Consider the following 12,373-nt stretch of genomic DNA (forward strand, 5'->3'; position numbering starts at 1 on the left):
GGGAAGGCGATAGAGGCGGGGCGCAAACTGCGGAAACCCATCAGCCGAACTCCCCTTGCACGAACCAGGCCGGGTGCTGGGGCGTGTGGAACAGCCACAGGCGCTGGCCCTGATGGGTGGCGATGCGCCAGTAGTCGCGCAGGCCCTTGGCCCAGCTGTCGTCCAGGTCCCACCAGGCGGGGGTGATCCGTTCCGGCCCCTCGGCCTCGAACACGGTCAGGGCCCGGCCGCGCCAGCGGAAGCGCCGGGGCGGTTCGAAGCCGGTGCCGGAAATCGGCTCGGGCGCGAACAGGCGGATCGGGCGCGGCCGGTTGGCGGGCCAGGCTTGCGCCGGGCGGCTGTAGGCGGCGGGCACCAGCTTGAAGCTGCGCTCGGGAATGTGGCTGTCGACCGGCTGGAACCGCAGGATGTTGTCGAGGCCCACCCGGTTGCCGAGCTGGGTGATGAGATCGTCGAGCCCGTCCTTCTCCAGGCCCTCGGTGCGGTCCAGCTGGCGCATGCCGAGCGGTTCCACCTCTGTTGCCTCCAGGCGGATCATGTCGATGCCATAGCCCGCATCGACTGCGCTGACCCCGCGCTCGAACAGGGCCAGGATCCGTTCCGGGTCGCGCATCGGCCGGGCGAGTTTCAGTTCCACCGCCTGGTTTTCCTGATCGACCCGGCGAAAGGTCAGCTTCAGGCTGCGTGCGCCCTTCTGCGCGGTGTCGAGCCGCTGGCACAGATGCGCGGTCAGCCGGCGCGCGGCGGCCATGACATCGTCCAGAAGGCCGATCGGGTCGGGCAGGGTCATGCGCACGGCAAAGCCCGGCTCCTCGCCAAGGGGAGAAATCTGCTCGGGCAGCGCCCCCAGCGCCTGATCGAGGCGGCGCAGCACATCGGGCTCGTATCGCCGGGCAACAGTGGCGCGCGGCAGATTGTAGAGCTGCGAGACCGTGGCGATGCCGAGCCGTTCCAGACTGGTGCAGGTCTGGTCGGATAGCCGCAGGGCGGACAAGGGTAGCGGGCCGATGCGGGCAAGGGTTTCGCCGGTCCCGGCAATGCCTTCGGCAAACCGGGACAGCGCCCAGGCCGTTCCCGGGGTATCGGCAAGGCCGAGCCGGGCGGTCAGCCCCGCCCGGGCGAGCCGGGCACGGATATCGTCCAGCAGCGGTTCCTCGCCGCCAAGCAGATGAGCCGAGCCGGTGATATCGAGAAAGAGGCCGTTGCGCCCGTCAAGGCCGACCCAGGGGCAGTAGCGGGTCGCCCACCGGGCCAGCAGCCTCAGGAAACGCTGGTCGGCGGCCGGGTCCGCCGGGCGGGTCAGTAGGCCGGGGCAGAAGCTGCGCGCGTGAACCAGCGTCATGCCGCGGTTGAGACCGAAACTTTCGGCACGCGGGCACAGGTCGTAAAGGCGTTCGGAATTGCGGTCGAAGAGGCTCAGCGCAAAGGGTGCGTCGACGGGCCGGGCACGCAGGGAGCGCTCAGCCGCCAGCCTCGGAAACCACAATGACACGATGCGCCGCTGCATCCCAACGTACTACCCATTCCGACAATGTTCCTATTTTGTTCTTTATAAGCGACCAGCGCCAATGAGTCGAGTCGTGACCATTTTGACGAGGCTCCGGAGCAAGACCGGAAGAGGGGGCGGATTGGGCCGGAAGACAGGTGCTGCGCCAGCGGGTTTCGGCGGCATTGCTGCCCGCGCCTTCCGGGATCAGCAGGATGGCCGTGGTGCGCCCGGCCTCGGCCGCCAGCTGCAGCCGGCGGCCCTCCGTCAGTCCGACCGTGCCGGAAAGTTCAGCCACCACCAGCCCGGCGGCGCCGGACCTGAGCGCGGTTTCCGCACTTGCCAGAGCAGTCAGCTGGTTGCCGGCGCGGGTCAGAAGCAGCCGGCCCGGATCGCAGTAGGCCGCAAGGCCTTCCGGGTTCACCGTCGGGCGCCAGTCTTCCGAAATCCACACGACGGCCCCCTTGGCCATCCCGGCGGCGATCGCAGCAAAGCTCAACGCGCTGTCGCCGCACACTTCGTGCGCGCGGGCGTGTTTCAACGGAAAGACGGAGGAGAATTTCAAGGACATGCAAGGATCGTCTGTAGCAATCGGTTGAGCAAAGCCTAACTCATGGAAGCTGTTTGCGGAACCGGATACGGTCAGTATCCATTCCAAACAGCCGTTGCCGGGCACGACCCGGGTTGCTATACGCCCGGCACAACAGGCAGGAAAGCACCAATGACCAGCAGCCTTCTGGAGGGCCGGAAGATCAGGACGATTTCCATCGTCGGCAACGGACCGATTTCCGAGGCCGATGCGCCGGAAATCGACAAGGCGGACCTTGTGCTGCGCTTCAACAGTGCGCCGGCCCTCGGGGTTGCGGGCCAGCGGGTCGACATCCTGATGCTCAACCGGGCCCGGGTCTATATGTCGAAGCGGATCAACCCGCTTGCCCTGGAACGCGCGCCGGAAGTCTGGGTGAACGACATAAAGGAGAACGGCGAGGTCGACTGGCTGTTCGCGCGCGAATGCAAGCCGCGCTATCTGGGCTTCGGCCCGACGAACAAGGCGCGGGAACACCTGAAGAGATTCGATCCGTTCGACCGCAGCAACCCGACATCGGGCGCGTCGATCATCGCCGAATTCCTGGATGTTCTGCCGGACGCCGAAATTCACCTCTTCGGCTTCACCCATCAGGGCAAGCAGCACACCCACGACTGGGATGCGGAAAAGCAGTGGGTCCAGCAGCTCTGCGACGAGGGGCGGATCCACAAACATCTGACACCAGGGCCGAAGCCCCGGCGGAGCCTCAAGGGCAAGCTGGAATACGCCTTCCGGTTTCTGGAGAAGCGGGCCAAGCATTATCTCCACAACAAGATCCTGCATTCTTCCGAAAGCACGAAACGCCGGATCTTCGGACAGGACGCCTGAGGCGCCAAAAGCATCATCAAGGTATCTGACAAGCACCCGCAAAGTGCCTTGCCGGGTCCGCAGCTCCGGCTTCGGGCCTGCAAGCGATTGAAAAAATCTGCACTTTCCACAGGCCGGTGAATGTCACCAAGAGTTCATATGAACGACTGAACAGTTTCATATGAGCCAACTAAATTCTGCAAAAAGTCCAGCATTAGCCGGGATTGCGGCAAGGGTGGAGCCGTGTCCGGGGGCACGCTTTTGCTGTCGGACGAGAACTTGGCTTCCGCCGGAAATGCAGCCCTGGATCCCATCAAGGGTCGGGATTCTTCAAATTTCCTGCGTTCCCTCTTGCGGACGCGGTCAAGGCGTCTTTTAATGTTCATATGAGCGTCATATAACGTTCATATGAAAACAATACGAAACGCAGGCGTTATCGTTTCGGGTGCCGATGAAGCCATTTCGGCACCGAGAGAGAACCAACTGCTGACCGGGGCAAAGACGCCCTGCTAGATGGGAGCAAATGAACATGGCTTATCGCAAGACCGTCGCCAGCCTCGTGGCTGCGGCCGCCCTCCTGGGCACGTCCTCCGCTTCTTATGCGGCCACTGACATCACCTGGTGGCACGCCATGGGCGGCAAGCTCGGCGAAGTGGTTGTCGAAATTTCCAACGGCTACAACGGATCCCAGGACGCCTGCCAGATCACGCCGGTATTCAAGGGCACCTACGAAGAAACCCTGACCGCCGGCATCGCAGCGTTCCGCGCTGGCGAACAGCCGAACATCCTTCAGGTGTTCGACGCTGGCGCCGCCACCATCATCGGTGCCAAGGGTGCTGTCGTTCCGGTTGAAGACCTGCTCAACGAGAGCGGTGCCGAGTTCAACATCGAAGATTACATCGCCGGTGTCCGTTATTTCTATGCCGACAGCAACGGCAAGATGATCGGCATGCCGTTCAACTCCTCCGCTCCGATCCTCTACATCAACGACGATGCGATGAAGAAGGCCGGTGTCGAAGCTCCGAAGACCTACGAAGAGTTCGAAGCAATCGCTCCGAAGCTGAAGGAAGCCGGTTACGTGCCGCTCGTTCAGTCGCACCTGCCGTGGGAATTCGTCGAGAACTTCAAGTCCCGTCATAACCTGCAGTTCGCAACCAACAACAACGGTTACGACGGCGCAGAAGGCACCGAGCTGGTCTTCGGCGAGCCGATCAAGAACCATTTCAAGGCTGCCAAGAAGTGGCTCGACGAAGGTCTGTTCGGCTACTACGGCACCGGCTGGGGTGACAACCAGACCCCGTTCAACGAAGGCAAAGTGGCTCTGTGGATCGGTTCTTCCGGGTCCTTCGGCGGCATCGCCGACACGGTCGACTTCCCGTTCTCCGCAACCTACCTGCCTTACTGGGAAGCAGTTGAAGGCGCCAACAAGGCTTCCTTCATCGGTGGCGCGGCTCTGTTTGCAATGTCCGGCAAGCCGGCTGAAGAAAACAACTGCGTTGCATCGTTCTTCGAATATCTGACCTCTCCGGAAGTCCAGTACATGTGGCACAAGGAAACCGGTTACGTGCCGGTCACCGAAGCTGCCTATGAGCTGGCCAAGAAGGACGGCCACTACGAGCGCACCCCGGCAGCTGAAGTCGGCATCCAGCAGCTGTCCCTGGAAGGCGGCGAGTGGACCAAGGGCTACCGCATGGGCTTCTACGTCCAGATCCGCGACGTCATGAACCGCGAACTCGGCAAGGTCTTCTCCGGTGAGACCAGCGTTGACGACGCATTCGCGACCATCAAGGCGGACGGCGACAAGCTCCTTGAGCGTTTCGCCAAGACCACCAGCAACTAAGCTCGACTTAGTCGCCAGACCGATAGGGGCGCCTTGCGCCCCTATCGACCTTTGAGCGTGGCTGTATACGCATACCAATTCAGTCGAATATCATGCGTTTATGGCCCGGATCGACCGACATTCAGCCAGAGGGGTCTGGGTGGTCGGATGTCGATCCGCAGCGAAATGAATGAAGCCTCCGGCATTAGATCCAATGCCTGATGTTTCGGGCAGGTCGTCCCACAAGGGGAGGCCGGCGCCAATCGTTCCCGGTGGTCGAGAAACGAAATAATGAAAAAAGTCCAGTTTCAGTCTCCGTGGCTGCCTTACCTGCTGCTTCTGCCGCAGCTCGGCATCGTGACGGTTTTCTTCCTGTGGCCGGCCGCGCAAGCGATCCAGTCCTCCTTCTATCTCGAAGATCCGTTCGGTTTCGGCTCGACCTACGTCGGGCTCGATAATTTCAAGGACATGATCACCTCGACCGACTACGGCCGGGTGGCGCGGTTCACGGCGGTCTTCACCTTCTTCGTGACATTCCTGTCGCTTGGGCTTGCTCTTCTGCTGGCGGTCAAGGCAGACAAGGTTCTGCGCGGTGCGTCTTCCTACAAGACCCTGCTGATGTGGGTCTATGCGGTTGCGCCGCCCGTCGCCGGCCTGATCGGCGTGCTTCTGTTCGACCAGCATGTCGGCCCCATCGTTGACTTGTTCGCCCTGTTTGGCTGGAAGATGCAGATCGGCGTAAGCTATTTCGACACCAGCTTTGCCATGATCGTCACCGCCGTCTGGAAGCAGATCCCGGTGAACTTCATCTTCTTCCTGTCCGGTCTGCAGGGCATTTCCAAATCCGTTCAGGAAGCCGCCAGCATCGACTGCCGGTCCGGCTTCCGGCGTTTCTGGACCGTTACCTTCCCGCTGCTGGCTCCCACCGGCTTCTTCCTGCTGATCATCAACATCACCTACGCCTTCTTCGACACGTTCGGCATCATCGACGTCATCGTGAAGAATGAGCCCGGCAACAACCCGGTGACCCTGGTTTACAAGGTCTACCTGGACGGCTTCCGCGGCAACGACCTCGGCGGGTCCTCGGCCCAGTCCGTGATCCTGATGCTGATGGTGTTCATCCTGACAATCATCCAGTTCCGCCTGATCGAGCGGCGCGTGCACTACACGTAAGGGAGGCGACGATGAAAAAACTGCAGATCTCGGATCACGTCATTCTTCTTCTCGGCGTCTTCTTCATGGTCACTCCGGTCGTGCTGGCGTTTCTGACCAGCACGCACGATGCGATCACCATCTACAAGGAAGGGATCCAGTTCACGCCGGGTGGCAAGTTCTTCGAGAACTATCAGACGGTCCTGTTCGAGGCCGGTGGCTTCACCAAGGAAGTCGACGGCTTCGTCATGCTCAAGAACTCGATGATCCTCGGCCTTGGCTTTGCCATCGGCAAGATCGTCATCTCCATGCTTGCGGCCTATGCCATCGTCTATTTCCGCTTTCCGATGGCAACCCTCTGCTTCTGGGTGATCTTCGCAACGCTCCTGCTGCCGCTGGAAGTGCGCATTTTGCCGTCTTACGAAATCGTCCAGTCCCTCGGCATGGTGAACACCTATTCCGGCCTGATCGTGCCGCTCATCGCTTCGGCAACCGGCACCTTCTTCTTCCGGCAGTTTTTCATGTCGGTACCGGACGAACTTCTGGAAGCCGCCCGCATCGACGGAGCCGGTCCCTGGAAGTTCTTCAAGGACATCCTGGTACCGCTGTCGCAGACCATGATCGCGGCAATCTTCATCATCATGTTCGTCTATGGCTGGAACCAGTACCTCTGGCCGACGCTGATCACCACCGACGAGAGCCTGTTCACCCTGGTTCGCGGCATCAAGCAGATCCTGCAGGTCTGGGTCGGAGCCCAGATCCCGGACTTCAACGAGGCCATGGCACTGGCGATTCTCGCCATCGTGCCGCCGGTGCTCATCGTGGTGATTTTCCAGAGCTGGTTCGTCAAAGGGCTCGTCGAGAGCGACAAGTGAGGTTTTTAGATAAATGGCAACGATAACTCTCGACAAGGTCCGCAAGGTCTATGGCGGCAGTGTGGAAGCGGTCAAAGGCGTTTCCATCGACATCGCGGACGGTGAATTCATCGTCCTGGTCGGTCCGTCCGGCTGCGGCAAGTCCACACTGCTGCGCATGATGGCAGGCCTTGAGGAAATCACCACCGGCGACATCAAGATCGGCGACCGCGTCGTCAACAACGTCGATCCGGCGGATCGCGATATCGCGATGGTGTTCCAGAACTACGCGCTCTATCCGCACATGTCGGTTTACAACAACCTTGCCTACGGCCTCAAAAACCGCGGCATGGCCAAGGACGAGATCGACCGCCGGGTCAAGGAAGCCGCGCGCATCCTGGAAATCGGCGACTACCTGGAGCGCAAGCCGCGGGCACTTTCCGGCGGCCAGCGCCAGCGCGTTGCCATGGGCCGCGCCATCGTGCGCGAACCGGCGGCCTTTCTCTTCGACGAACCGCTGTCCAACCTTGATGCCAAGCTGCGTGTGCAGATGCGCGTCGAGATCAAGCGCCTGCAGCGCTCGCTCGGCACCACCAGCGTCTACGTCACCCACGACCAGCTGGAAGCGATGACACTGGCAGACCGGCTCGTGGTTCTGAACGGCGGCAACATCGAGCAGATCGGTGCGCCGATCGATGTCTACGACAAGCCTGCCTCCACCTTTGTGGCCAGCTTCATCGGTTCGCCGGCCATGAATTTGCTGAAGGTCAAGGCGGATGGGAACGGTCTTGCTCTTGCAACCGGCACCGGCCTCAAGGGCGCCAATGCCAAGGGCCGTGATGCCTACACCATCGGTATCCGGCCGGAGCATCTCGAAGTGGTGACTGCACCCGGTGAAGGCGAAGGCCTTCATCTGGAAGCCAGCGTCAACGTGCTCGAGCCGGTCGGCGCGGAAAGCTATCTCTATTCCAGCTTTGCCGATGGCGGCGACGAGATCCTGGTTCGCGTGTCGAGCCATGCCCGTCATGAGCCGGGCGAGAAGCTTTATCTGCGGGCGGCTCCGGAAAACGTTCACTACTTCGACGCTGAAACCGGACGGCGGATCGACTGATCAGGAAACGTCAGGCGAGGCGGTTTAACGAGGGCCGCCGGACCAGGACAGAGCCACCCCGGGCAACCGGGGTGGCTTTTTGTTTTTGGCCATTCGAACATCCTCCTGACGGTGCTTGTCAGGAGAGCGGCAGGAGATGTCTGGAACTCCTTCCGAAGCTCTGGCAAACACCTTGAAACCGCTTCAGGGAGAAACCTTTGGAACCCTTCAAGAACAACATTTCACCGGATCTGGTGCGCTGCATCGGCGGCCATGTTGCGCAACATCATGCCGATTTTGACCGGTTGGGCTTTGAAGCGGATATCCTGGAAGAGCTGGACAGTCTGGAACTCAAGCAGCGTGCTGCGCTGATCGCAAGGCATCTGGATCATCATCTGCCACGGGAGCTACCTGCCCGCTTTGCCATCCTGCAGGCCATGCTGCATCCGATGACGGAGGTCGCCTTCGACAGGGGCAGCGACGAGCAGGGTATCCGAGGATGGGGCATGATGCCGCTCGGAATGGTCGTTGCGGCAAGTGGCCTGGAGGATTTCGAGGCTTCGTTCGTGCTGCTGAAGGAAATGACCAAGCGGGCGACGGCCGAATTCGACGTGCGCCCCTTCCTGGCCAGGGATCAGGACCAGGCACTCGCCATCATGGCGCCCTGGGTGAAGGACGAGAGCGTCCATGTCCGCCGGCTGGTTTCCGAAGGAACCCGGCCGCGCCTGCCGTGGGGCATGCGGCTGCAGGCTCTGGTGGCAGACCCCACACCCACTCTGCCGCTTCTGGAAGCCCTGAAGGACGACCCGGAGGACTATGTTCGCCGGTCCGTAGCCAATCACCTCAATGATATCGCCAAGGACCATCCTGAACTGGTGGCCGATATCGCGAAACGTTGGCTGAAGGGGGCGGACAGGAACCGTGAAAAACTCGTACGTCACGCCTGCCGGTCGCTGATCAAGCAGGGCCACACGGCAACACTGGAAGCCTTCGGGCTCAATCCGCCGGAGATCCTGGTCGAAGGCCCGCAGGTCCTGACGGCCGAGGTTGCTTATGGAGACACCGTCGGCTTCAACATCGAGCTGGTTTCGACCAGCAGTAAAACGCAGGATCTGGTGATCGACTACCTGATCCATTTCAAGAAGGCCAACGGCACGCTGGCGCCCAAGGTGTTCAAATGGACCAAGCTGACACTGGCTCCGGGGGCACGGCTGACCCTGTCCCGCAGCCACGCCATCCGGCCGATCACAACGCGGGTCTATTACGGAGGCACGCAGGCGGTCAGCCTCCGGATCAACGGGAAGGATTTCGGATTTTCCGAGTTTGAGCTGGTGATGCCGACGGCAATGAACTGATCGCGGTTCAGGAAAGCCGCTTAAGCCTGAGCATCCCCAAAATTCCGAGCGCCGGGCCGATGGCCATCAGGACAAACACGCCGGGCCAGCCGATCAGCTCAGCGCCAAGCGGCGTCAGTTGCACCGTGAAGAAAGTCAGCGCGAAGCCGAGGGCGGTCTGGAAGCTCATCAGGCTGCCGGCCTGGTCGGGCGGAGCGTAGTCGGCGACAAGGGCCGAGAACTGGGCCGAATCCGGCAGGATGGAGGCGCCCCAGATGAGGACGCACAGGATTGTCAGCCAGACGGGACCGCCGAAGGTGAGGGCCGAGGCGAGCGCGGCGGTGCCACTGATGACCATGGCGGCAATCGCGATATTCGCCTTGCCGACGCGGTCGGCCATGATCCCCGCGACAACGCAGGCAGCACCACCCGCTGCAATGGTCAGAAACGCGATCAGGCGAGACAGCGGGATCGCGGTTTCTGCGGGCATATGGGCGGAGAAGGAAACGGCAAGGGCAACGCCGATCCAGGCCCACATGGCGTAAAGCTCCCACATGTGGCCGAGATAGCCTGCATAGGCGTAGCGGATCTTTGGGTTTGTCCACGCGGTGAAGATGGCCTTCATCTTCATGCGGGGCGCCTTGGCATGGAACGGCCCGAGGCCGGCAAAAAGGCACAGCACGCCTCCTGCAGCGGACGCAAGAGAGGCAACGCTCAGGCTCCAGCGCCAGTCGGTGCCTCCAAGCAAGGCCAGAAGATGAGGGGCGGCGGACCCGAAGGTGAGCGCGCCGACAAGCGTGCCGACCAGAAACCCGCGATCCTTCTGGCCCCAGCCGACGGCGATCTTCATGCCGACCGGATAGACGCCCGCAAGCAGCACGCCGGTTGCAAAACGCGCAAGGATAGAGGCCAGGCCACCCGGCTCGACCACCAGCAGGCTTGCGTTGAACAGGGCAGCGGTGATCGCGCTGAAAGCGAAGAACCGCCGAGGGTCGATCCTGTCGGCGAGGCCAAGAAAGGCCGATGCGACGGCGCCGAACACGAAGCCGATCTGGACGGCGCTGGAGAGAGCGGCCTGGGCAAAGTCGGATATGGGAAATTCACGGGTCAGATCGGGCAGGATCGCTGCGGACATGAACCACAGGCTCATGGCGGCGATCTCGGCCAGCATCAGCAGGCCGAGTGATCGCCATTTGCCCGCCATCTCACCCGGCAAGACCCAGTTCCTTCTGCTGCTTCCCGGTCAGCTTGGCCGCGATGATCTTGTGCGCGGCTTCGATATAGGCCTTCAGGTCCGCATCGGACAGCGCGCCTTCTTCTTCCATCTGCACCCATTTGGCACGGGCAAGATAAGGCGCGGGGATCATTCCTTCCTGCTGGGTGAGCAGGGAATAGGAAATATCGGAGCATTTGAAGCTGAACCGTGGAAAATCGCCTTCCCCCCAACCAGAGCAGATGGCGAAGATCTTGCCGCCAACCTTCCAGACCGATGCATTGCCCCATTGGATCACATGCGTGGTTGCCGGAAGCTTTTTGCAGAAGGCGTCAAACTCGTCGCGGGTCATTGGCGTGCTCGTAAAGTCGTGGGACCGGAAACGGGGTCCGTCGGCAGGAGCGGCAGAGTGGCTTTTCCAGCTGAATCACGCAAGCTGCATCGCAATGAAAAAAACGTGTCACACATTCCAGCCCCGCGCTCTCTAACATTACGAGACACCAAGAGACGGAACACGACATGACGGCAATCAGCGTAAAAACGGAAACGGTCCAGGCGGCCCAGGAAGGTGACAGGATTGCTCTGGAACGGGTTCTGGAGGGCGTACAGGACCAGATCCATCATCTGGCCCGCCGCATTCTGGTCAATCCGGAAGATGCACGCGAGGCGACGCAGGAAATTCTCATCCTGATCCTGACCAAACTTTCAACCTTCAAGGGCGAGAGCCGGTTTTCGACCTGGGTTTACCGCGTGGCCGTTCGCTACCTGGTGAGCGCCAAGAAGGTTCGCGACCGGGATCTCGGACTGACATTCGATGCCTTTGCCGCCGATCTGGAAGACGGCCTGGTGGCGGAACCGCCCAAGGCGCCGGACGATGTGCTTCTGCTGAATGAACTCAGGATTTCCTGCACCATGGCCATGCTGCTTTGTCTGACCATGGACCTGAGACTGGCCTATGTGCTGGGCGATATCCTGGAACTGGAACACGGCGAAGCCTCCAGCATTCTGGAAATTGCTCCTGCGGCCTACCGCAAGCGGTTGTCGCGGGCACGGGAGGAAGTGATGGCGTTTACCTCGCGCCACTGCGGCATCGTTTCGGCAAAGGCGAAATGCAATTGTCCGAAGCGGCTTCCTGCAGCCGTCGCTTCCGGCCGAATTCAACCCGGATCCTATCCCAATTCTGCCGGAGGGGCGCAAACCTATCACGACGCCCGGCGGCAGGTCGCATCGGTGATCGACGGTCTGAAGGCCTTTGAACTCCAGAATGCGGTTCCCCGGCAACGTTGCCCTGAAGACATCCGCGTTCAGCTGACCGAGATCCTGTCCCCCGGCCACTGACGCAACCAGACCCGCCAGTAATCGCACAATGCATCAACCAGCCCGGCAACGGGCGGGACTGGCACCGCCTTGCCGATCGAAAGGAAGACCTCCGTGACCCAGTTGAAACACCTTGCAGCCATGGCGGCCACCGTTGCCGTCGTCACCTTTTCCCAACCCAGCCTCGCAGAAGGAACGAAAGACATGAGCCCGGAACAACAGAACGTCATCACCCTTATCGAAAAAATGACGACCTCCTTTGAAAAGGGAGACATCGATACGGTGATGCAGACCTATGAACCAAGCCAGAGCATTGCGTTCGAGCCCGGAAACCCGGTGTCCGACAGCACCCTGGCGCGCGAACTGTTTCACCAGTTCCGCTCCGTTTCGCCGAAATTCACCTATTCCGGCCACGAAGTGATCGTGGAAGGCGATCTTGCTGTCCACATTGCGCCCTGGACGATGACCGGCACCGATCCGGAAGGAAAACCGGTGGCCGGCGAAGGCCTTTCCATCGCCGTGTTGCGGCGGCAGCCCGATGGCAGCTGGAAGATGGTGATCGACAATCCTTATGGCAGCCGCCTGATCCCGGTCGCGAACTGAGCCGCGTCAGGTAGCCGGTACTGCCGGAGAAACGGTGACACGGGCCTGGCCTGCGCAACCGCGATCTGTTGCGCGCTTGCCAGGCGGGTCGCCGCAAGGGGCCTCGGAGATA

The 12,373-nt window shown here is 61.3% G+C and carries 12 protein-coding genes; 8 read left to right on the forward strand and 4 right to left on the reverse strand.

Annotation, left to right across the window (positions count from 1 at the left end; all coding sequences use genetic code 11):
- Positions 1 to 40 precede the first annotated feature (40 nt).
- On the reverse strand, positions 41 to 1,507 hold the full coding sequence (locus tag ACVDG9_RS02260; protein ID WP_022999625.1) for a Y-family DNA polymerase: 1,467 nt from the start codon (positions 1,505 to 1,507) through the stop codon (positions 41 to 43).
- Positions 1,461 to 2,057, reverse strand: coding sequence for an ImuA family protein (locus ACVDG9_RS02265; RefSeq protein WP_022999626.1), 597 nt, complete (start codon positions 2,055 to 2,057; stop codon positions 1,461 to 1,463). Before ACVDG9_RS02265 ends, ACVDG9_RS02260 begins: the two co-directional genes overlap by 47 nt.
- A 150-nt stretch (positions 2,058 to 2,207) precedes the next feature.
- Here ACVDG9_RS02265 and ACVDG9_RS02270 point away from each other — a divergent pair, with 150 nt between their 5' ends.
- The 6 genes from ACVDG9_RS02270 to ACVDG9_RS02295 all read left to right on the forward strand — a co-directional run bounded on the left by ACVDG9_RS02270 (position 2,208) and on the right by ACVDG9_RS02295 (position 9,149).
- Positions 2,208 to 2,900 carry a glycosyltransferase family 29 protein gene (locus tag ACVDG9_RS02270; RefSeq protein WP_447237204.1) on the forward strand — a complete coding sequence of 231 codons (693 nt, stop codon included), beginning with the start codon at positions 2,208 to 2,210 and terminating at the stop codon, positions 2,898 to 2,900.
- A 508-nt stretch (positions 2,901 to 3,408) separates the two neighbouring features.
- Positions 3,409 to 4,719 (forward strand): extracellular solute-binding protein, encoded by a 1,311-nt coding sequence (locus ACVDG9_RS02275; RefSeq protein WP_031268865.1) that lies wholly within the window; start codon positions 3,409 to 3,411, stop codon positions 4,717 to 4,719.
- 270 nt (positions 4,720 to 4,989) lie between these two features.
- Positions 4,990 to 5,871 (forward strand): ABC transporter permease subunit, encoded by an 882-nt coding sequence (locus ACVDG9_RS02280; protein ID WP_055657334.1) that lies wholly within the window; start codon positions 4,990 to 4,992, stop codon positions 5,869 to 5,871.
- Positions 5,872 to 5,882: 11 nt separating this feature from the next.
- Complete coding sequence (gene ugpE / locus ACVDG9_RS02285) at positions 5,883 to 6,725, forward strand: sn-glycerol-3-phosphate ABC transporter permease UgpE (RefSeq protein ID WP_022999630.1); 843 nt, start codon at positions 5,883 to 5,885, stop codon at positions 6,723 to 6,725.
- Between the two features lie 13 nt (positions 6,726 to 6,738).
- Positions 6,739 to 7,815, forward strand: coding sequence for a sn-glycerol-3-phosphate import ATP-binding protein UgpC (locus ACVDG9_RS02290; RefSeq protein WP_022999631.1), 1,077 nt, complete (start codon positions 6,739 to 6,741; stop codon positions 7,813 to 7,815).
- 197 nt (positions 7,816 to 8,012) lie between these two features.
- Positions 8,013 to 9,149 (forward strand): DNA alkylation repair protein, encoded by a 1,137-nt coding sequence (locus tag ACVDG9_RS02295; RefSeq protein ID WP_447237205.1) that lies wholly within the window; start codon positions 8,013 to 8,015, stop codon positions 9,147 to 9,149.
- Between the two features lie 7 nt (positions 9,150 to 9,156).
- On the opposite strand, the gene ACVDG9_RS02300 is transcribed toward ACVDG9_RS02295, so the two are convergent.
- A complete protein-coding gene (locus ACVDG9_RS02300) occupies positions 9,157 to 10,344 on the reverse strand; it encodes an MFS transporter (RefSeq protein WP_208997788.1) in 1,188 nt (395 codons plus the stop codon).
- Entirely contained in the window at positions 10,334 to 10,693 is a 360-nt protein-coding gene (locus ACVDG9_RS02305) for an MmcQ/YjbR family DNA-binding protein (RefSeq protein WP_447237206.1), read from the reverse strand. Before ACVDG9_RS02305 ends, ACVDG9_RS02300 begins: the two co-directional genes overlap by 11 nt.
- A gap of 167 nt (positions 10,694 to 10,860) precedes the next feature.
- Between ACVDG9_RS02305 and ACVDG9_RS02310 the strand changes: the two genes are divergently transcribed.
- Positions 10,861 to 11,679, forward strand: a complete 819-nt coding sequence (locus ACVDG9_RS02310) for an RNA polymerase sigma factor (RefSeq protein WP_022999635.1) — start codon at positions 10,861 to 10,863, stop codon at positions 11,677 to 11,679.
- A gap of 93 nt (positions 11,680 to 11,772) precedes the next feature.
- Positions 11,773 to 12,261, forward strand: coding sequence for a YybH family protein (locus ACVDG9_RS02315; RefSeq protein ID WP_145903640.1), 489 nt, complete (start codon positions 11,773 to 11,775; stop codon positions 12,259 to 12,261).
- Positions 12,262 to 12,373: the final 112 nt, after the last annotated feature.

It is taken from the genome of Roseibium sp. RP-7 (assembly GCF_053005225.1).

What these genes read in the sequence shown, in the direction of transcription:
- ACVDG9_RS02260 (WP_022999625.1), bottom strand. Translation starts at nt 1,507, where the DNA reads ATGCAGCGGCGCATCGTGTCATTGTGGTTTCCGAGGCTGGCGGCTGAG.
- ACVDG9_RS02265 (WP_022999626.1), bottom strand. Translation starts at nt 2,057, where the DNA reads ATGTCCTTGAAATTCTCCTCCGTCTTTCCGTTGAAACACGCCCGCGCG.
- ACVDG9_RS02270 (WP_447237204.1), top strand. Translation starts at nt 2,208, where the DNA reads ATGACCAGCAGCCTTCTGGAGGGCCGGAAGATCAGGACGATTTCCATC.
- ACVDG9_RS02275 (WP_031268865.1), top strand. Translation starts at nt 3,409, where the DNA reads ATGGCTTATCGCAAGACCGTCGCCAGCCTCGTGGCTGCGGCCGCCCTC.
- ACVDG9_RS02280 (WP_055657334.1), top strand. Translation starts at nt 4,990, where the DNA reads ATGAAAAAAGTCCAGTTTCAGTCTCCGTGGCTGCCTTACCTGCTGCTT.
- ugpE (WP_022999630.1), top strand. Translation starts at nt 5,883, where the DNA reads ATGAAAAAACTGCAGATCTCGGATCACGTCATTCTTCTTCTCGGCGTC.
- ACVDG9_RS02290 (WP_022999631.1), top strand. Translation starts at nt 6,739, where the DNA reads ATGGCAACGATAACTCTCGACAAGGTCCGCAAGGTCTATGGCGGCAGT.
- ACVDG9_RS02305 (WP_447237206.1), bottom strand. Translation starts at nt 10,693, where the DNA reads ATGACCCGCGACGAGTTTGACGCCTTCTGCAAAAAGCTTCCGGCAACC.
- ACVDG9_RS02310 (WP_022999635.1), top strand. Translation starts at nt 10,861, where the DNA reads ATGACGGCAATCAGCGTAAAAACGGAAACGGTCCAGGCGGCCCAGGAA.